The organism is Streptomyces sp. NPDC002403, assembly GCF_053593015.1.
Genome location: NZ_JBSFBQ010000020.1, coordinates 24,233 through 44,786, shown reverse-complemented (window position 1 = coordinate 44,786; position 20,554 = coordinate 24,233). Strand labels below are relative to the sequence as shown.

Annotated in this window: 14 protein-coding genes; 9 read left to right on the top strand and 5 right to left on the bottom strand. The window is 72.2% G+C overall.

What is annotated here, in order from left to right; translation table 11 throughout:
* The first annotated feature begins 2 nt into the window (after positions 1–2).
* On the top strand, positions 3–4,064 hold the full coding sequence (locus ACWCPY_RS22295) for a hypothetical protein (protein ID WP_451267505.1): 4,062 nt from the start codon (positions 3–5) through the stop codon (positions 4,062–4,064).
* Positions 4,065–4,160: 96 nt separating this feature from the next.
* On the opposite strand, the gene ACWCPY_RS22290 is transcribed toward ACWCPY_RS22295, so the two are convergent.
* The 5 genes from ACWCPY_RS22290 to ACWCPY_RS22270 are packed head-to-tail and all read right to left on the bottom strand — an operon-like array spanning position 4,161 to position 11,514.
* On the bottom strand, positions 4,161–6,365 hold the full coding sequence (locus ACWCPY_RS22290; protein WP_451267503.1) for an MGH1-like glycoside hydrolase domain-containing protein: 2,205 nt from the start codon (positions 6,363–6,365) through the stop codon (positions 4,161–4,163).
* Entirely contained in the window at positions 6,362–8,395 is a 2,034-nt protein-coding gene (locus ACWCPY_RS22285; RefSeq protein WP_451267501.1) for a beta-galactosidase, read from the bottom strand. Before ACWCPY_RS22285 ends, ACWCPY_RS22290 begins: the two co-directional genes overlap by 4 nt.
* Positions 8,392–9,249 (bottom strand): carbohydrate ABC transporter permease, encoded by an 858-nt coding sequence (locus ACWCPY_RS22280; RefSeq protein ID WP_451267499.1) that lies wholly within the window; start codon positions 9,247–9,249, stop codon positions 8,392–8,394. The genes ACWCPY_RS22285 and ACWCPY_RS22280 overlap by 4 nt, the downstream gene beginning before the upstream one ends.
* The gene (locus ACWCPY_RS22275; protein ID WP_451267497.1) at positions 9,246–10,172 is read right to left on the bottom strand and encodes a carbohydrate ABC transporter permease; all 927 of its coding nucleotides are present in this window, start codon (positions 10,170–10,172) and stop codon (positions 9,246–9,248) included. The genes ACWCPY_RS22280 and ACWCPY_RS22275 overlap by 4 nt, the downstream gene beginning before the upstream one ends.
* Before the next feature lie 4 nt (positions 10,173–10,176).
* Positions 10,177–11,514 carry an ABC transporter substrate-binding protein gene (locus ACWCPY_RS22270; RefSeq protein WP_451267495.1) on the bottom strand — a complete coding sequence of 446 codons (1,338 nt, stop codon included), beginning with the start codon at positions 11,512–11,514 and terminating at the stop codon, positions 10,177–10,179.
* A gap of 142 nt (positions 11,515–11,656) precedes the next feature.
* Here ACWCPY_RS22270 and gcvPA point away from each other — a divergent pair, with 142 nt between their 5' ends.
* The 8 genes from gcvPA (at position 11,657) to ACWCPY_RS22230 (ending at position 20,544) form a co-directional block, all read left to right on the top strand.
* Positions 11,657–13,048, top strand: a complete 1,392-nt coding sequence (gcvPA, locus tag ACWCPY_RS22265) for an aminomethyl-transferring glycine dehydrogenase subunit GcvPA (protein ID WP_451267493.1) — start codon at positions 11,657–11,659, stop codon at positions 13,046–13,048.
* Positions 13,045–14,640, top strand: a complete 1,596-nt coding sequence (gene gcvPB, locus ACWCPY_RS22260; RefSeq protein WP_451267491.1) for an aminomethyl-transferring glycine dehydrogenase subunit GcvPB — start codon at positions 13,045–13,047, stop codon at positions 14,638–14,640. Before gcvPA ends, gcvPB begins: the two co-directional genes overlap by 4 nt.
* Complete coding sequence (locus ACWCPY_RS22255) at positions 14,637–15,791, top strand: ATP-NAD kinase family protein (protein WP_451267489.1); 1,155 nt, start codon at positions 14,637–14,639, stop codon at positions 15,789–15,791. The genes gcvPB and ACWCPY_RS22255 overlap by 4 nt, the downstream gene beginning before the upstream one ends.
* Before the next feature lie 36 nt (positions 15,792–15,827).
* The gene (locus ACWCPY_RS22250; protein ID WP_451267487.1) at positions 15,828–16,574 is read left to right on the top strand and encodes an SDR family NAD(P)-dependent oxidoreductase; all 747 of its coding nucleotides are present in this window, start codon (positions 15,828–15,830) and stop codon (positions 16,572–16,574) included.
* Positions 16,575–16,623: 49 nt separating this feature from the next.
* Positions 16,624–17,265 (top strand): GntR family transcriptional regulator, encoded by a 642-nt coding sequence (locus ACWCPY_RS22245; protein ID WP_451267485.1) that lies wholly within the window; start codon positions 16,624–16,626, stop codon positions 17,263–17,265.
* A gap of 104 nt (positions 17,266–17,369) precedes the next feature.
* Complete coding sequence (locus tag ACWCPY_RS22240) at positions 17,370–18,587, top strand: DUF4032 domain-containing protein (RefSeq protein ID WP_451267483.1); 1,218 nt, start codon at positions 17,370–17,372, stop codon at positions 18,585–18,587.
* A gap of 123 nt (positions 18,588–18,710) precedes the next feature.
* Positions 18,711–19,451 (top strand): lysophospholipid acyltransferase family protein, encoded by a 741-nt coding sequence (locus ACWCPY_RS22235; RefSeq protein ID WP_451267481.1) that lies wholly within the window; start codon positions 18,711–18,713, stop codon positions 19,449–19,451.
* A 43-nt stretch (positions 19,452–19,494) separates the two neighbouring features.
* Complete coding sequence (locus ACWCPY_RS22230) at positions 19,495–20,544, top strand: NAD-dependent epimerase/dehydratase family protein (RefSeq protein ID WP_451267479.1); 1,050 nt, start codon at positions 19,495–19,497, stop codon at positions 20,542–20,544.
* Positions 20,545–20,554: the final 10 nt, after the last annotated feature.

Sequence of the window (20,554 nt, the reverse complement as noted above, 5' to 3'; positions counted from 1 at the left end):
TCATGACACACCTGGAGGACGGCCCTCTCCTCCCGCCGGACATCGCGGCGGCCCTCGCCGGGCCGCCGCGTGCCTTCTCGCCCGTCGCGATCTGGTGGTGGAGCGGGGAGCGGCTCGACCGGGCCCGGCTGCGGGCTCAGCTGGAGCGCTTCGCACAGGGCGGGGTGCACAATCTCGTGCTCCTCAATCTCGCGCCGTCGGGACCGCTGTTCGGCTCCGACGCCGACGATCCGCCGTTTCTCTCCGACGCGTGGTGGGCGTTGCTCGACGGGGTGTGCGAGGACGCCCGGGAGCTGGGGGTCGCTCTCTGGTTCTACGACCAGCTCGGCTTCTCCGGCGCCGATCTGCAGGCACGCCTCGTCGACGAGCTGCCCGCCCACGCGGGCCGGCGGCTCGACCGGGTGCGGGCCGTGGCGGAGTCCACGGCGGACCGGGCCGGTGAGCTGCGCTGTCCGCCGGACGGCCGGCCGCTCGCGGGCAGCGCCGAACCGCTCGACGCCGACGGCCGGAGCACCGGCCCGGCGGTCCCGGTGACGGTGTCCGACGGAGTCGTACGAGCGCCCGGCCCCGGACGCTGGCGCCTGACGCTGCATCATCATGTGGCACTGGGCTTCGACTACCTGGGCGCCGAGGCCTGTGCGGCGCTGCTGGACCGGGTGCACGGGGAGTTCGAGCGCCGGCTCGGCGACCGGCTCGGGTCCGTCGTCGTCGGCTCGTTCCAGGACGAGCTGCCCTCCCTGCCCACCTGGTCCACCGGCTTCGCCGATGCCTTCCGGCGTCTTCGCGGATACGACATCGGCGAGCGGCTCGACGCCCTGTACGACGACTGCGCGGAGCCGGACGTCCACCGGGTCCGCCGCGACTACCACCTGACCCGGGCCGAACTGGCCGAGGCGGCCTTCTTCCGGCCGCTGGCCGCCTGGCACGAACGTCATGGACTGCTCGTCGGCTGCGACCAGCAGGACCCCGCCCGGGCCGGGCACCCGGTGGCCGGCGTGGAACTGTACGCCGACTACGCGCGCACGCACCGCTGGTTCTCGGCGCCCGGCTCCGACCACCACGGGGATGCCCGCGTCCACTCCTCGCTCGCCCACCTCTACGGCCACCGCCGCACCTGGGTGGAGGCCTTCCACTCCACCGGCTGGGGCGGCACCCTGGAGGAGACCTTCGACTGGCTGCTGCCGTGGCTGCGGGCCGGCGCCACGCTCTACAACCCGCATGCCGTCTACTACACGACCAAGGGCGGCTGGTGGGAGTGGGCGCCGCCCGCGACCGACTGGCGCCAGCCGTACTGGCGCCACCACCGTGTGTTCGCGGACGCCGTGAGCAGGCTGTGCGCGATTCTGAGCCTCGGTCACCATCTGTGCGACATCGCGATCCTGCTGCCCACCACCACCGCCCAGGCGGGCACCGCCCTGGACGGGGTCACCGAAGCGGCGAGGCGCGCCCAGTCGGTGTACCTCGCACTCGTCGGGGACATGGCCTGGTTCCGTACCCGGCCCGGCGTCATGGACCGCCTCGGCCTCGATGCCGACGTCATCGACGACGCCTCACTGGCCCGCGCCCGGGTCTCCCGGCTCGACGACGGGGTACGGCTGAAGGTCGCGGACGAGGCGTACGCCACGATCGTGCTGCCCTCGTGCACCGTCCTGGAACGGGAGACGGCGCGGCGGCTCATCGAATTCGCCTCCGCCGGTGGACGGTTGATCGCACTGGGCGAGCTCCCCGGGCGGCTGGTCGGCCCCGGCACGGCCACCCCGGCCGGGCTGCGGGAGTGCTTCGCGGACGGCCGGGCCGTGCACATCCCCATGACGGACGACCCGACCGGTGCGCTCGCCGCCGCTCTCTGCGGCGCGCACCCGGTCGTCCGGGCCCCGGTCCCCGCGCTCGCACGCCGGGTGGACGGCGCCACGGTGGTGTTCCTGACCGCGGCCGCGCCTCGGGCGACCCGCGCGTCCGTCGCCGCCCCCGACGAGCGGGGCGCCGCACTGGGCTGGCTGGACGCCCGCTACGACTTCGACCCCGGCCGCTACGCGCGGCGGGCCCGGGTGCGGGTGCGGGACGTTTCGGGCCCGGCCGTGCTGGTGGACCCGTTCGGCGGTGCTCCGCGGACGCTGCCGACACGGCCCGCCGAGGACGACGCGCGGGCCGTCGAGGTCGTGGTCCCCTTCGACACGGGGCCCGCGGCCGTGCTGGTCTTCCCGGCGGACGACCGGGAGCCGGCCGCGCCCGTGGCGCACCGTCCCGGACCGGGTGCCACCGTCGCGGAGATCCCTCCGGACGCGGAGTGGGACATGGTGCTCGTCCCGACGCTCGACAACACCTGGGGCGATTTCGCCCGCCCCGCGACGGGTCCGCCCACCGGTACGGCCGTCACCGAGTGCCGGACCTTCCGCCACCGGGTGGAGGCGGCCGGTGAGGACGGTCTCCGGGACGGCTGGGCCGCGCCCTGGGGCCCCGGTCGTTCGGCCGGGACCACGGTCCACGCGACGTTCGGCCCGCGCGCGGTCGTGCTCCGCGAGGGGCCCGGCCGGGACTGGGACGCCTCGGTACTCGAATGGTCGGAGACCCTGGGCGTGTACAAGGACCCGGTGCATCGCGCGGTTCTGGGGCCCAAGGGGCATGTGCCCGAGGAGTTCGCGCACATCGGCCGCGCGGTCGCCGGGGAGGTGGTGCGGCTGCGGGTGGCACTGGGTCTGGACGAGGCCTTCGAGGGTCATTTCGCGATCGGTGCCGCGGCGGCCAAGCGGGTACGGATCGACGGCGTGCCGGTGGCTCTCGACGACGGGGGCCACCTCGCGGTTGGCCCGGTGCGGGCAACGGCCGGAGCCCATCTCCTCGAACTGGACCTGACCCCCGATCAGGACTGCGAACTGCGCGCGCACTTCGCGCTCGTACGGGATCCCGGCCGCTACCGGCGCCCCGAGTGGATCCACGCGCCCGGCACGATGGGCACCGCGCTGCGCCTGTCGGCGCTCCCCGACCGGGGCGTCGTCCAGGTGGCCTCCCGGGCGCCCTGCACTTTGCGGGTGAACGGACAACTCATCGGCGGACAGGGCGGTTTCGACCCGTACGCCGAGCACGCGGTGCCACGTGTGCGGCGGTACGACGTGGCGGCCGCCCTTCGCCTCGGCGACAACGAGATCACGGTCGAGACGTCCGGCGACGGCGAGCGCGCGGTCCTGGTGGACGCGGTCCTCGACGACGGGCACGGAGGGCGGGTCGCGACTCTGCACAGCGACTCCCGCTGGTGGGCCGAGGACGCGCGGGGACGCGGGCCGGTCCGGGTACGCCGGGAGCCGGTGGGTGATCCCGCCGCCCTGTTCCTGCGCCGCCGCCCCCATCCGCTGCCGGGTGCCGCGTGGCTGGACCCGGAGGCCGACGACGGCACGGTGGTGCCGGTACGGTTCGCGGTTCCGGGACGCCGGGGCGGTGTGGAGTGGCTGTGGTGCGAACTCCCGCCCGGAACACATCGGTTGACGACAACGGTGCACGGCGGGGTCACGGTCCATGTGGACGGCGCCGAGTGCCCCGCCGCCGTGACCGCCGTCGACGCCCGGGGGGTGCGCACCGTGACGGCCGAGCTGCCGCCCGCCGGCCGCGGCGGGCCGCGGACCGCGGCGCTGCGGGTCCGGACGCGCCCCGGGTACGAAGGCGGTGCCGCGCTGGCGGGTCCGCTGCGGTGCGCGGTGGGCCCCGGGCGGATCCGGCTCGGCGACTGGAAGAGCCAGGGACTGGCCGAGTACAGCGGCGGGGTGCGGTACGGCCGCGTGCTGACCGTGCCCGCCGATGCCGCGGCGGGTCCGGTGTGGCTGGACCTGGGGCGGGTCCGGGGCACGGCGGAGGTACGGGTCGGGGGCGCCGAGGCGGGGGTGCGGGTGTGTTCCCCGTACGTCTTCGAGCTGACGGGGCTGGTCGTGCCCGGGGCCAATGCCGTGGAGATCACCGTGTTCGGGACGCTGGCACCCCACCTGGACGCGACGAGCCCGACCCATTTCGTCTTTGCCGGGCAGCGGGTCAGCGGCCTGCTGGGTCCGGTACGGCTGCGCACCGGGCGGATGTGACCGGCGGGGCGGGACGCGGTGCGCGACGAACGGCCACCGGCCGGCGCGTACCACCCCCCGCCCGCGCCCGCTCCGAGGGCGGCCGCGGCCCGCCTGCTACCTGTCTCCCGTCAGCATCGGCAGCAGCAGCGCCGCGGACCAGCTGAAGTTGGGCGAGTTGAGCGGCGCCCCGGTGGTCGGGTCGTAGTTCTCCATGATCGGCCCCTTGCCGGCGAGGCCCGACGCATGGGTGAGGAGCCGCTCCGTCAGGGCGTCCGCGTCCTTGCCGTAGCCGTAGCGGCGCAGGCCGCCGAGGGCGAAGTAGGCCTGGTCGAACCAGACCGGGCCGCGCCAGTACGCGGTCGGCGAGAAGTAGGGGGAGCTCTTCGCCACGGTCGGGAAGGGCACGGTGGTGGCGAACTCCGCCGGATCCGTCAGCCTGTCGCGCACGGAGCGGGCCTGTGCGGCGGACGCCGTGCCGGTCCACAGCGGGACGGCACCCTCGATGCCGCGGCCCCGGGAGGTGAGCGGTGTGCCGGTGCCGAGCGCGGTGTCGTGGAACCAGCCGTCCGCGGCGTCGTACATCCTCGTGCGGACGGCGGTGGCGGTGGCGTCGGAGCGCTGCTGCCAGTTCCGGGCGTCGGCACCGCGGCCGAGTGCACCCGCGATGCGCGCCAAGTAGCCCTGGTCGGCGGCGAGATAGGAGTTCAGGTCGACGGACTCCTGATCGGCGGAGTAGCCGAGGAGCGTTCCGTCGGCGGCCCTGTTGGCGACGATGCCGGTGCCGAGGGTGGCGTCGAAGCGGGGCGCGTTGTCCATGCCGCTCTCCCAGGCGGCGGCGAGGCGCCGCTCCTCGGGGGAGTCGTTGGCCGGGTCGACGGTGGCACCGTACTCCGCGAGCCCGTTGTGGTCGTGGTCCCGGTTGCGGTACCACCACGCCTGGTACGCGGCGAGCTTCGGGGACATCTCGCGCAGGAAGGCCCTGTCCCCGGTCTTCTTGTACACCTCCCACACCGCCCAGGCCGCCAGCGGGGGCTTGGAGTTGCGTTCGTTCCAGTTGCCGCCGCCGCGTGCGGGGTCGTTGTAGAAGATGACGTCGGGGATCATCCCGGCGTCCTGGGGGCGGGTCGTGGAGCCGGGACGGATCTGCCAGTCGAACATGGAGCGGATCTGCGACTCGGCCAGCTCGGGGGCGAAGCGTGCGGTGCCCACGGCCTGCTTCCACGTGTCCCAGGCCCAGATGCCGCCGGTGAACCACTTGTAGGAGATCGACGGTGTGATCCCGTCGTGCTTGATCTGTCCCGCCGCACCGCGCCAGTTGGTGACGAGGGTCTCCAGGGACTTCACGGCCGTACGCCGCCGGTCGGCGGGCACGCCCCGGGTGACCCCGGCGACATAGCCACGCCAGCGCGCGTCGGACGCGGACACGACGGATGCGGGGCGGGCGAGCACCTCGCGGGCCTTCGCCCGCTCCTTGCCGCGCTCGGCGGCAGTGAAGGTGTAGGACTCGGTCCAGTCGAAGCTGTGCGAGCGACCGGGGGCGAGGGTCACCGGGTCCGCCGTCTCGGTGCGGTAGCTGTCGCCGTCCACCGTCGTGCGGACGCGGTCCCTGTGGGTGACCTCGAAGCGCTCCGTGCCGTCGGTGAGGTAGTCCCAGGTCTCGCGGACCTTCGCGAAGTCGACGCCGACGCCGGAGCCGGTGGCGGTCAGCGACGGTGCGTCGCGCATCGGCCTGTCGGCGGGCCTCAGCAGGCTGCCCGTCCAGTCGGCGCCCAGGGTGCGGGATGCCGGGCCGGTGTTGCGGACCTCGGCCCTGACCAGGGCGCTGCGGTCGGTGGCGAAGCGGAGTTCCAGGGTGAGGCGAAGGCCCCGGCCGAGGTCGTAGGACTGCAGGAGGCGGCCCGGGAGCGAGGTGAGCCGGGGCGCGCCGCCGCCTGCCAGATCCAGGGTGCGGCCGTGTTCGGTGAGGCGGATGCGGCTGAAGGACTTGCTGAGCCACCAGGGGTATTCCTGGGCGATGTAGAGGGGCCCGGAGAAGCCGCCGTACGCGTCCTTGTCGCCGGCCTCCGGCAGGGCGTAGGCGTGCCAGGCCCCCCGGTCGGCGAAGACGTTGACGGGATTGTTGTCCTCGTCGTCGCCGGGCTCGGCGGCGGCGGGGGCGCCGTGCAGGTCGAGGACGTCGGCGTACGCAGGCGGGGGCTCCGGGTGCCCGTGGGCGGTCGCCGTCTGCGGCACTGCGAGGGCACCGCCCGCCAGGAGGAGTGCGGTCAGGGCGCTCAGGGAACGGCGTCCGGTCGGGTGTCGGTCTCTCCAGCGGGTCATTTCCCGGTCTCTCCAGGTGAGTCGGTGGCGATGCGCAGGACGGCGGCGCCGAGCGGGCCGAGGTCGATGCGGTCGCGGACGGTGTTTCCGGTGAGCAGATCGGTGCCGCCGACGGCGTATCGGCCCGTCAGCGGGGTGCGGGTGATGTGGTCGTTGTGGTTGAGGACGAAGAGGTACGTGCCCTGAGCGCCGGAGCGCACGGTCGCCTCGACGCCCTCGGGGACGTCGAGCACGGGTCGTACGCCCGCCGCCCCCAGCGCCTCGTCGAGCACGGCCGCGATGCCGTCGCCGAGGTGGGCGCTGATGTACCACGCGCTGCCGGTGCCGCAGGGGTGGCGGGTGATCGCGGGTCGACCGTCGAGCTCGCCGGCCGCGTACGAGTCGATGACCTCCGTGTCCGGGCCTCTGGGCTCGATCCACTCGCTCCACAGGGTGGCCTCGGCGCCGGAGGCCAGGGGCACCGCCGCGTCGTCGGGGATCGGCCAGAACTCGTCGACGGACACGCCGAGTACGTCCCTCAGCGGACCGGGTGCGCCGCCGTCGTGGATGTGGTCGTGGCCGTCGACGACGCCGGAGAAGGGGCCGCACACGAGGTGGCCGCCGCCGTGTACGTAGGCGGTGAGGCGTGCGGCGTTCTCGGGCCGCAGCAGATGGAGGTTGGGGGCGAGGACGGCCCGGTAGCCGTCGAGGCGGGCGTGCGGGGGCACGAAGTCGATGGTGACGGCGCGGGCGTGGAGCGCCGCGTACCAGGGGCGCAGCAGCTCGCGCCAGCGCATCCGTGCCGAGGGGTGGTCGTCGGCCTCCAGGGCCCACCAGGAGTCCCAGTCGAGGACGATCGCCACCTCCGCCGGGGTGGTGGTGCCGGTGACCTCGCCGAGCCTGGAGAGTTCGGCGCCGAAGCGCACCGTCTCGCGCCAGCCCCGGGACGCGGTGCCCCGGTGCGGGAGCAGGGCGCTGTGGTATTTCTCGGCTCCGGCACGGGAGGCGCGCCACTGGAAGTACATGATGCCGTCGGCGCCGCGGGCCAGTGCCTGGAGGGACCAGAGACGTTGCAGTCCGGGTTTCTTGGGGACGTTGACCGGCCGCCAGCTGACGGCGGACGGCGCCTGTTCGAGGAGCAGCCACGGCCGGCCGCCCTTGAGGGAGCGCATCAGGTCGTAGTTGAGGGCGGCGTTGACCTGGGCGCGGGGGTCGGCGGGGTCGGGGTAGGCGTCGTCGGAGACGAGGTCCTCGTGCTCGGCCCACTTCCAGTAGTCGAGTGCCTTGAACATGGACATGAAGTTCGTGGTGGCCGGGGTGCCGGGGGCGATCTCCGCGAGTGCCTCGCGCTCGGCCCGGTGGCATTCGAGGAGGGCGTCGGAGCAGAAGCGCCGCCAGTCGAGCAGCTGCGTCGGGTTGACCGGTCCCGGGGCGGTGCGGGGCGGTTCGATCTCGTCGTACGCGCTGTAGCGCTGCGACCAGAAGGCCGTGCCCCAGGCGTGGTTGAGGGCGTCGACGGTGCCGTAGCGGGCGGTGAGCCAGGCACGGAAGTGTGCGGCGGAGCGGGCACAGAAGCACTCGGTTACATGGTCGCCGTACTCGTTGTGGATGTGCCACAGGGCGAGCGCCGGATGGTGTGCGTAGCGTTCGGCGAGGGTGCGGGTGAGCCGGAGTGCGGCGGCGCGGTAGTCGGGCGAGGACGGGCAGTAGTGCTGGCGCGAGCCGAATTCGAGGCGTACGCCGTCGGCCGTGACCGGCAGGATCTCCGGGTGGGCGCGCACCAGCCAGGCCGGCGGTGACGCGGTGGCCGTGGCCAGGTCGACGGCGATGCCATGGGCGTGCAGCAGGTCCAGGAGACGGTCGAACCAGTCGAAGTCCCAGGAATCCTGGCCGGGTTGGAGCCGGGCCCAGGAGAACACACCGACGGTCACCATCGTGACACCGGCCTCGCGCATCAGCCCGGCGTCCTCGGCCCAGACCTCCTCGGGCCACTGCTCGGGGTTGTAGTCACCGCCGTAGAGGACGCCGGGGACACGGGTCAGGCGGCTCATCCCTTCACCGCCCCGCCGAGGAGTCCGGCGACGAACTGCCGCTGGAAGACCAGGAAGAGGAGCATCAGCGGAAGCGTGGCGAGGAGCGAGCCGAGCATCAGGCCCGAGTAGTCGACACGGGAGAGCCCGGTGAGGGTGTTGAGTGCTACGGGCACGGTGTATTTGTCCTCGGAGTTCAGCATGAGCAGCGGCCAGATGAAGCTGTTCCACTGCGCCATGAACGTGAAGATGACCAGGGCGCCGAGTTGTGGGCGCACGCACGGCAGCACGACCTGGTAGAAGGTACGCAGCTCGCCGGAGCCGTCGATCCGGGCCGATTCGAGGAGCTCGTCGGGGAAGTCGACGAAGCTCTGCCGCATCAGGAGGATGCCGAAGGAGTTCGCCAGGAACGGCAGGATCACCGCCTGGTACGAGTCGATCCAGCCGACGCTCGCCATCATCTGGAACAGCGGCACGAGCAGCACCTGGAACGGGATCATCATCGTGGCGAGCACGGCGCCGAGCAGAAGACCCCGGCCCCGGAAGCGGTACTTGGCCAGTCCGTAGCCGCACATGGCGGAGATCAGCGAGCTGAGCGTGGTGTGGACGACGGCGATGCCGACGCTGTTGAGGAGGACCCGCCCGAAGCCGATGGTGTCCTGGAGCCGGACGAGGTTGTCGAGGAGCCGGCCGCCGGGCAGGAACGGCGGCGGTGAGTGAAACAGCTCGGACGTGGAGTGTGTCGCGGCGATCGCCATCCAGAGGAACGGCACCAGGCTGAGGACCGCGCCGGCCGCGAGGAGGAGGCGGACGAGGTACCGGCCGGCGCGCCGGGCCGGGTGGATGCGTGCGGGGGCCTGCTGGAGGGCGGTCACCGGCGGCGCTCCCTTCCGAAGGCGACGTACTGGAGGGCCGAGACGGCGGCGATGATGGCCACGACGACCCAGGCGATGGCGGCGGCGTAGCCGAAGTCGAGCTGCTGGAAGCCGACCTTGTAGAGGTAGACGACCGGGGTGAGGGTGGCGTCGTCGGGGCCGCCGCGGGTGAGGACGTAGTTCTCGTCGAAGAGCTGGAGCGTGCCGATGGTGGAGGTGATCACGCAGAACAGGACGACCGGGCGCAGCTGCGGCAGGATCACGCGCGTGTACGTGGACAGGGTGCCGGAGCCGTCGATCGCCGCGGCCTCGTACTGTTCCTTGCCGATGGACTGGAGTCCGGCGAGCAGGATGACGGCGTTGTAGCCGGTCCAGCGCCACGTCAGGGACGCGATCAGGGAGACGCGGGCCCAGGTGGGGCTGTTGAGCCAGTCGACCTGGCCGATGCCGACTGCGCCGAGGATCTGGTTGACGAGGCCGCCGTCGGTCTTGAGGAGGACCTGGAAGACGACGGCGTACGCGACGAGTGTGGTGACGGCGGGCAGGAAGTAGACCGCTCGCCAGGTGCCGCGGAAGCGCAGCCAGGACTGGTTGAGCAGGACGGCGAGCACGAGTGCCAGGCCGATCATCACGGGGACCTGGACGACGAGGATGATCCCGGTGTTGAACAGGGACTCCAGGAAGGCGGGGTCTTCGATCATGCGCCGGTACTGGTCGAGTCCGACCCAGTGGATGGCGCCGGCGTCCTCGGTGGTGAAGCTCTGCAGGAGGCTCGCGCCCAGCGGGTAGGCGAAGAAGAGCGCGAAGAGGACGGCCGCCGGTCCGGCGAAGATCCAGGCGGCGGGACGCCGTCGTCCGCGGCGTGCCCGGGCCGGGGAACGGGCGGGAGCCATGGGCCGGTCGTAGGTGGTGGGGGCTGCCATCGGGCTACTCCACCCTTTCGCGGCCGGTGGCCGTGGCGAGCTGCCGCGCGGCCGAGTCCAGGGCGGCGCGCGGGTCCTTGCCGCGCAGCATCACACCGGTGACGGCGGAGACCATGATGTCGGTGGCCTTCGCGTCGTCCTTGTTGTACTCGACCGGCGGGATGTTGCGGGCGAGCCGGGCGAACACGTCGAGGGCCGCCTGCCCGCCGAAGTACTCCTGCTTCGTACTCAGGTACGGGTCGTCGAGCGCGGGCAGATAGGCGGGGAAGAGGCCCTCGCGCTTCAGCATGGAGACCTGGTTGGCCTTGCCGGTGAGCAGGTACTCGATGAACGCCCAGGCGAGGCGGGGGTTCTTGCTCTGTGCGGGGACGCAGAGCGTGGAGCCGCCGATGTTGGAGGTGCGGATGCCGTCGGCGGTGAATCCGGGCAGCGGCACCACCGAGAACTTCCCCTTCAGCTCCGGCATCTCGTCGGTGAGGGTGCCCGTCCACCAGGCGGCGGTGGGCGTGGTGGTGGCCTTGCCCTCCTTGGTGCCGGTGACGAGCCCGTCCCAGCCCTTCTCGTAGTCGACGAGCCCCTGGTCGTGCAGGGTCTTCATCAGTGTGAGGGCCTTCACGACCTCCGGGGTGTCGACGGCGACCCGGCCGTTCCTGAAGTAGAACTGGCCCTGCTGCTGGAGCAGCATCGGCAGGATCCCGGTGTCGGTGGAGTCCATGATGAGCAGCTTGCGGCCGGTGGCCTGCTTGATGCGGACGCCCGCTGCCACATAGTCGTCCCAGGTCAGCAGTGACGCGGGGTCGACTCCGGCGACACGGAAGTGGTCCGTGCGGCAGTAGAGCGCGCAGGGGCCGATGTCCCAGGGCAGGGCGAAGACGGCGCTGTCCTTGCCGGTCACGGTGCGCCACGCGGCGCGGTCGAAGTCACCCCCGTAGCGGCCGCCGAGGCTCGTCAGGTCGTAGAAGCCGCCCGGGAAGTTGCCCAGGTAGCGCGGCATGTAGCTGCCCTCGACCGTGAGGACGTCGGCGAGGCCCGAGCCGCCGCGCAGGCCCACGGTGATCTTGTCGTAGGCGTTGTCGTAGCCGATGTCGACGATGTCGACGATGGTGCCGGGGTGGTGCTTCTCGAAGGTGCGGGCGAGGCGCTTCATGGCCTTGGCGGCCACGTCCCACGACCAGACGGTGATCCTTCCGCCGACCTTGCCCCCTTCGTCGTCCTTCCTGCCGCCGATGTCGCGGGCCTGGCCGCCGCCCGCGCCGCCCATGGCGCATCCGCTGACCAGGGTCGATGCCGCGGTCGCGATGCCTGTGGCCAGAACGGCCCGTCGGGTGGGTCCTGTTGACACTCTTGCCTCCTGGAGCCTGAATGCCTAATGCTGTATTCAGAACACTGAATGACGGAGGCTGCCGTCAAGAGGTGTACACCCAAAGACTTTTGCTGCTGTGGTCCATGGCCGGCCCCGAGCCGGCTCACGCGAAAGGCGCGGCATGACGTCACCCCAGGACTCCGTACACACCTACACCCATCCCTACATCCCGAACGCGGTCCCGGCCGTACGGCAGGCGATGCTGGAGGAGATCGGCGCCGGGAGCGTAGAGGACTTCTACGCCGACATCCCGGACGGCATCCGGCTGCACCGCCCCCTCGACCTGCCGGCCCCACTGCGTTCGGAGGCCGAACTCACCCGCCACATGGACGAGTTGCTCGGCCGCAACACCTCGACCCGGCAGGCGCTCAGCTTCCTGGGCTCCGGCTGCTACCAGCACCACGTCCCGGCGGTGGTGGACGAGGTGGTCAACCGCAGTGAATTCCTCACGGCATACGCCGGCGAGCCGTACGAGGACCACGGCCGCTTCCAGGCGCTGTGGGAGTACCAGTCGATGATGGCCGAGCTGCTGGACGTCGAGGTCGTCAACGTCCCGGTGTACGACGGTTTCCAGGCCGCGGGCACCGCCCTGCGCATGGCCGGCCGGATCACCGGCCGCCGCCGCCTGCTCGTCGCCACCGCGATCGACGCCGACAAACTCTCCCGGATACGCGACTACGTACGCCCCGACCACGACGTGACGGTGATCCCGGTCGATCCGGACACCGGCTGCGCCCGCCTGACCGCGGTGCGCGAGGCGCTCGCCGCCGGGGACACGGCCGCGGTGTACGCGGACTCGCCCTCCGCGCTCGGCATCGTCGACGAGGCGCTCCCCCGTCTCGCCGAACTCGCCCACGAAGCAGGGGCGTTGTACGTCGTGGGCTGCAATCCGCTCACCCTCGGCGTGCTCGCGCCACCCTCCGCTCACGGCGCCGACATCACCTGCGGCGACATCCAGCCGCTCGGCCTGCACCAGAGCTTCGGCGGCGGCAACGCGGGCTTCATCGCCACCCGCGACGAGGAGCGGCTGGTCGCCGAGTACCCCTCGCGTCTGTTCGGCCTGGTGCCGACGAGCGTCGAGGGCGAGTACGGCTTCGGCGACGTCGCCTACGACCGGACCTCGTTCGCGCTGCGCGAGGAGGGCAAGGAGTGGGTCGGCACGGCCGCCGCGCTGCACGGCATCGGGGCCGGTGTCTACCTCGCGCTGATGGGACCGCAGGGCATGCGGGAGATCGGCGACACCGTCCTCGCGCTCACCGCGTACGCCCGCAGGCGCCTTGCCGAGGTGCCCGGCATCGAGGTCCCGTACGGCGACGCCCTGCACTTCGCCGACTTCACCGTCCGGTACACGGGTGGCAGGACCGCCGACGAGATCCGCGCCGGCCTGAAGGAGCGGGGCATCTTCGGCGGCGTGCCGACCGGCGAGCACGAGGCCGCATACTGCGTCACCGAAGTCCACACCGGCGCCGACATCGACCGGCTCGCCGCGACCCTTGAGGAGATCGTCAAGTGACCGCCCACGCGCCCGAGTCCGTCTCCCCCGAGGAAGCGCGCATCGCCGGCAAGCCGCCTCTGCGCCGGTTCCGGCAGGCGTCCTGGGACGAGAAGCTGATCTTCGAACTCGGCTCGCCTGGCGAGCGCGGCGTCCTCGTACCGTCCGCCGACCCGACCCTCGAAAGGCCCGCGATCCCCGCCGCCCTGCGCCGCGCCGAACCGCCCGCCCTGCCGGAGATGTCCCAACAGCAGGTCCTGCGCCACTACTTGCGTCTCTCGCAGGAGAATCTCGGCGCCGACCTCAACATCGATGTCGGCCAGGGGACCTGCACCATGAAGTACAGCCCCAAGGTCAACGACCAGTTCGTCCGCGACCCCCGGATCGCCTCGCTGCACCCGCTCCAGGACGAGGACACGGTCCAGGGTGTCCTCGGGATCATCCACAGCCTGGAGCAGCTCCTGAAGGAGATCTCCGGCATGGACCGGGTCTCGCTCCAGCCGGGTGCGGGCTCCGCCGCGATCTACACCAACGTGGCGATGATCCGCGCCCATTTCGCGGCGCGCGGCGAGCTGGAGCAGCGCGACGAGATCATCACGACCCTCTTCTCCCACCCGTCGAACGCGGCCTGCGCGAAGACGGCGGGCTTCAAGGTCATCACCCTCCACCCGGACGCGGACGGCTACCCGGACATCGAGGCGCTCAGGGCCGCGGTCGGCCCGCGCACCGCGGCACTCCTCATCACCAACCCCGAGGACACCGGGATCTACAACCCGCGCATCGAGGAGTTCGTCCGGATCGTGCACGAGGCGGGCGGCCTGTGCTCGTACGACCAGGCCAACGCGAACGGCATCCTCGGCATCACCAGGGCCCGGGACGCGGGCTTCGACCTGTGCCACTTCAACCTGCACAAGACGTTCTCGACGCCGCACGCCTGCGGTGGCCCGGCGGCGGGCGCCTGTGCCGTCACCGAGGAACTCGCCCCGTATCTCCCGCGCCCGACCGTCGAGTTCGACCCGGAGACGGGCACGTACCGGCTGGACGACGACCGGCCCGAATCGGTCGGCAAGATGCGGCCGTTCTACGGCGTCGTGCCGAACCTGGTCCGCGCGTACGCGTGGATCATGTCGCTCGGCGCCGAGGGGCTGCGGGCCGCCGCCGAGACAGCCGTCCTCAACAACAACTACCTGCTCCACAAGGTCCGGCAGATACCGGGCGTCTCCGTCCCGTACGCGGTGGGGCGCCCCCGCGTCGAGCAGGTCCGCTACAGCTGGCAGAAGCTCCACGAGGACACCGGCCTGCACTCCGAGGACCTGGGCCTGCGTGCCGCGGACTTCGGCACCCACTACTGGACCAGTCACCACCCCTATGTGGTGCCGGAACCCATGACGCTGGAACCGACCGAGTCCTACACGCGCGCCGACCTCGACGAGTACGCGGCGATCCTCGCGGAGATCGCCCGCGAGGCGTACGAGGACCCGGAGACCGTGCGCACGGCGCCGCACCGTTCGACCATCCACCGGATGCGCCCGCAGGCCCTGGACGACCCCGCGGTCTGGGCGGTCTCCTGGCGCGCATACCGCCGCAAGGTGCTCGGCGAGGCCGGCCGGTGACGAAGGTCGGCCTGGTGGTCAACCCGGTCGCCGGGCTCGGCGGCCGGGTGGGTCTGGGCGGCACCGACGGACCGGACCGGGCCCGCACGGCACTGTCGCTGGGCGCACGCCCGCAGGCGGGGGCGCGCGCGACCGCGGCGCTGGGTGAACTGGCGGCGCGTACGGGCGGGCCGGCCCGGGACGGGCTTCTCGTCGTCACCGCCGCCGGCCCACTGGGCGCCGAGTCCGTCGCCGCCGCGGGGCTCACGGAACGGATCGTGTACGCCGCCGGGACCGGCCGGGACACCTCGGCCGCGGACACGGCCGCCGCCGTGCGGGCCGTGGTCGCCGAGGGCGTCGGCCTTCTGCTCTTCGCCGGGGGCGACGGCACGGCGCGGGACGTGCTCGGCGCCCTCGGCTCCCCCGGCGACGTGTCCTGCCCGGTCCTCGGTGTGCCGACCGGCGTGAAGATGCACTCGGCCGTCTTCGCCGTCAGCCCGCGCGCCGCGGGTGAGGTCGCGGCGGCGTGGCTCGCCCGCACGGGCGGGGTCCGGCTGCGGGACGCCGAGGTGATGGACCGCGACGAGGACGCCCTGGGCCAAGGGCGCGTCACCTCCCGGCTGTTCGGGTGGCTTCCCGTCCCCGACGTGCCGGTCCGCGTGCAGCAGCGCAAGACCGGCAGCGGCGCCGCCGCGCCGGAGGCCGTCGGCGGGATCGCGGCCGAGGTCGCCGAGCGGGTCGGGGCCGGGCGGCTCGTGCTCGGCCCCGGCAGCACCACCCGGGCGGTGGCGGCGGCGCTCGGCGCGGACGTGTCGCTCACCGGGGTCGACGTGCTCGACCTGCGGCCGGGCCGCCCGCCCCGGGTCGTGGCCCGGGACGCGGGCGAGGACGCCCTCCTCGCCCTGGGCCCCGCCTGGATCGTCCTCTCCCCCATCGGAGGCCAGGGCTTCCTCCTGGGCCGCGGCAACCAGCAGATCTCGCCGCGCGTCCTGCGCGCGGCGGGCGGCCGCGAGCGCCTGCTCGTGCTGTGCACCGAAGCGAAACTGGCCGCGCTCGGCGGCCGCCCCCTTCTCCTGGACACCGGCGACGACGCGCTCGACGCGGAGCTGTCCGGCCACCTTCCCGTCATCACCGGCAGGCGGCACACCTCGCTGTACCGCCTGGCCATGTGACCACGTACCCCCGACAGCGGACACAAGGAGCCCAAGATGATCTCCCTCGACGGCAAGCGCGCGATCGTGACCGGCGGCGGAGCCGGCATCGGCCGTGCCACCGCCCAGGTCCTCGCCGAACTCGGCGCCCGCGTGGTGATCGCCGACATCGACACGGACGGCGGCGGACGCACCGCGAAGGACACCGGCGGAACCTTCGTGCACTGCGACGTGTCACGGCGCGAGGACTGCGAGGCCGTCGTCCGCACGGCGCAGGAGCGGTTCGGCGGCGTGGACGTCCTCTTCAACAACGCGGGCATCATCCGCCGTTCCACGGTCTGCGAGATCACCGAGGACGACTGGGACCTGGTGATGGCCGTGAACATCCGCTCGGTGATGCTGATGAGCCGTCTCGTGATCCCCGGGATGGCGGCACGCGGCGGCGGCTCCATCGTCAACACCGGCTCCGGGTGGGGCATCCGCGGCGGCGGACGGGCCGTCTCGTACTGCGCCTCGAAGGGCGCCGTCGTCAACATGACCCGCGCCATGGCCATCGACCACGGCCCCGACAACATCCGTGTCAACTGTGTCTGCCCCGGTGACACCGCGACCGGGATGCTCGCCGAGGAGGCCCGTCAGCTCGGCGAGAGCTCCGACGCCTTCTACGCCGACGCCGCGGACCGGCCGCTCGGCCGGATCGGGCAGCCCCGGGACATCGCCCAGACCGTGGCGTTCCTCGCCTCCGACGCCTCGGCGTTCCTGAGCGGAGCGGTCATCCCGGTCGACGGCGCCGGTACCGCGTGACCCGCCGGTAGCGGATAATCGACCGGACCGAAGGGGAGGGCAGCCTCACATGCCAATCGAAAACCGCCCGCTGCGCGAACAGGTCAAGGAGGAACTGATCAAGCGCCTCGGGCGCGGCACGATCGCGACCGGTGAGCCGATCAACGAGGGGCAGCTCGCCACCGAACTCGGCGTCAGCCGCACGCCGCTTCGCGAGGCACTGATCACGCTGGAGCGCGAGGGCGTCATCACCAGCGAGCGCGGCAAGGGCTTCCGCTTCACGCCGCTCAGCGCGCAGGAGTTCCGCGACCTGTCCGCGATCGTCGCGACGCTGGAGGCGCTCGCCCTGGAGTCCAGCGATCCCGAGCACCTGGCGGCGACGGCTCCCCGTCTGCTGGCGGAGGCGCGCGCCTTCTCGGCGCCGCAGGCGCCGCACGACGTCATAGAGCGTTACGACGACGCCTGGCACGACCTGCTGCTGTCCGGTTGCACCAATGACCGTCTGATGAAGCTGATCACCTCCCTGAAGGTGACGATGCACCGCTACGAGCGGGTGGCCCTGGGCGACCAGGACATCCTGGAGCGTTCGGCACAGGAGCACGAACGGATCGCCGAGTGCCTGCAGCGCGGCGATCTGGACGCGGCCGTCGCGGCGCTCAGGGAGAACTGGAGCAGCGGCATGCACCGGATCCTGGAGCATCTGAAGGACTGACGCCGCGCGGCGGCGGTGCGGGGCCCGCAGTGGTCTTGACCCGCACCGCCCCTTCGGGGTCCGATCACGGTGGACCCGCCGCCCGACCCAGGGACTGTGACCGCATGACTCTGCAGATCAGCGCCACCAACCCCGAACACCCGGCCCTCCTGCTCGAACTGCCCTGGCACATCCCCCTGGAGGAATGGCCCGAGGAGTACCTCGTGCCGCTGCCCCGCGGCATCTCCCGGCACGTCGTGCGCTACGCGCGAGCGGGCGAGGAGACCGTGGCCGTGAAGGAACTCGCCGAACGGCCGGCGCTGCGCGAGTACGAGCTCCTGCGCACGCTCGACCGTCTCGGGATACCGGCAGTCGACCCGCTGGCGGTGGTCACCGGCCGGACCGAGGCCGACGGATCGCCCCTCGAACCCGTGCTGATCACCCGCCACCTGGGCGGTTCGCTCCCCTACCGGTCGATGTTCGAGACGACCATGCGCCCCGGCACGGTGCACCGCCTGATGGACGCCCTCGCCGTCCTCCTGGTCAGGCTGCACCTGACAGGGTTCGCCTGGGGCGACTGCTCGCTGTCCAACACCCTGTTCCGGCGGGACGCGGGCGCGTACGCGGCCTATCTCGTGGACGCCGAGACCGGGGAGCTGCACCCCCGGCTGAGCGACGGGCAGCGCGCGTACGACATCGAGCTGGCGCGGGTCAACATCAGCGGCGAGATGCTCGATCTGGAGGCGGCCGGGGCGCTGCATCCGTCCATCGACCCGATCGCGTTCGGTGTGGAGATCGAGGAGCGCTACCAGGGACTGTGGACGGAGCTGACGCGCACCTCCGTCTACCCGGCGGGCAAGCACCATTACATGGAGCGCCGTATCCGCCGCCTCAACGACCTGGGCTTCGACGTCGCCGAGATGCAGATATCGCACTCGGACCACGGGGACACGGTCACCTTCGTGCCGAAGGTCGTGGACGCCGGCCATCATCAGCGCCAGCTCCTGCGCCTCACCGGGATGGACGCCGAGGAGAACCAGGCGCGACGGCTCCTGGGCGACCTGGAGAGCTGGATGGCCACCCAGGACGACTACGCCCCGGGCGACCGGCACGGCGCCCGCACCGAGGTACTGGCCCACCGCTGGGTCCGCGAGATCTTCCGGCCCACGGTCCGCGCGGCGCGCGACCGCGTGCCCGCCCGGATGGACGCGGCCGAGCTCTACCACGAACTCCTCGAACACCGCTGGTACCTGTCCGAGCGGGCCCAGCACGACATCGGGCTCGACGCGGCGGTCGAGGACTACGTCAGGAAGACGGCTGCGGCGGACGACACCTGCACATAGGCTGCCCTCCCGGAGATGCGCGCCGGCCGGCCGGACATGATCCGGACGGAAGCCCCTGGGGTCTTTCGTCCGGATCAGGACGGGACCGGCATGATCCAGACGAGAGGCCCTAGGAGCCGCCCCGTGTTCTATCACGTACTCAAATACGTCTTCATCGGGCCGCTTCTGCGCTTGCTCTTCCGCCCCCGGATCGAGGGCCTGGAGCACATCCCGGAGGACGGCGCGGCGATCGTCGCCGGAAACCATCTGTCGTTCTCCGACCACTTCCTGATGCCCGCGATCCTCAAACGGCGGATCACGTTCCTCGCCAAGGCCGAGTACTTCACCGGCCCGGGGGTGAAGGGGCGGCTGACCGCCGCGTTCTTCCGCGGCATCGGGCAGATCCCGGTGGACCGTTCCGGCAAGGAGGCCGGGCAGGCGGCGATCCGGGAGGGGCTCGGGGTGCTGAGCAAGGGCGAGTTGCTGGGCATCTACCCGGAGGGCACCCGTTCGCACGACGGCCGGCTCTACAAGGGCAAGGTGGGTGTGGCCGTCATGGCGATCAAGGCGCAGGTGCCCGTGGTGCCGTGCGCGATGGTCGGCACGTTCGAGATCCAGCCGCCGGGACAGGTCGTCCCGAGCATCAGGCGCGTCACCATCCGCTTCGGTGAGCCGCTGGACTTCTCCCGTTACGCCGGCCTGGAGAACCAGAAGGCCGCGATCCGGGCCGTCACCGACGAGATCATGTACGCGATCCTGGGGCTCTCGGGCCAGGAGTACGTCGACGAGTACGCGGGCAAGGTGAAGGCCGCGCAGGCCGAACAGAGCGGCCGGCCGGAGAAGTTCCCGAAACTGCGACGCTCACGGCGGATCCGCGCTCGGTGAACGACGCCGTCCCGGGTGCCCGACCGGCCTTAGCGTGGCCCGCATGAGCAGAGGTAACGCATGGGTGCTGGGGGCGACGGGACAGATCGGGCGGGTGGCCGTGCAGTCGCTCGTCGAGGACGGCTGGGAGGTGACGGCCGCCTCGCGCGGCGGCGGCCGGGACGCGCGGTGGGACGGGGCGGTGCGCACGACGGCCCTGGACCGGGACGCCGACGGGGCGCTCGCGGCGGCGCTGGGCGACGGCTGTGACGTACTGGTGGACATGGTGGCGTACGACGGGGGGCACGCCCGTCAGCTGACCGCTCTCGCGGACCGGATCGGCTCGGCGGTGGTCATCTCCAGCGGCGCGGTGTACGAGGACGACCGGGGCCGCAGCTTCGACACCCAGGGCGAACCCGACGGTGCTCCGCAGTACCCGTTGCCGATCCCGGAGTCGCAGCGCACCCTGCCGGCCGGCGACGCGACGTACGGGACGCGGAAGATACGGCTTGAGCAGGATCTGCTGACGGCCGGGGACGCGCTGCCCGTGACGCTGCTGCGGGCCGGTGCGATTCACGGGATGTACTGCCGCTCGCCGCGTGAGCTGTTCTTCGTGAAGCGGCTCCTGGACGGCCGCGACCGGCGGGTGCTCGCGTTCGGCGGGGAGTCCCGTTTCCACCCGGTCCACGTCTCCAATGTGGCCGAGCTGATCCGGCTTGCCGCCCTGCGGCCCGGTTCGCGGGTGCTCAACGCCGGGGATCCTCGGGCGCCGACGGCCGCGGAGATCGGCGAGGCCGTCGACGCGGCGCTCGGCCGCACGACGGAGACCGTGCTGATGACGGGCGCGCCCGGGGAGGACGGCGTCGGTGACACCCCATGGGGCGGCGCCCACCCCGTCGTGTACGACATGACGGCCGCCGAGCGCGAGCTCGGGTACCGGCCGGTCACGGACTACGCGCGGTCGCTTCCCGGGACGGTCGAGTGGATCGCGGCGCAACTGGAGGGCAGGGACTGGACGGAGGCCTTTCCCGCCATGCTGCGGGCCTACGGGAGGAAGCTCTTCGACTACGCGGCGGAGGACGCCTGGCTGGAGGCGTACGACCGGAAGGCGTGAGGCACGGCCC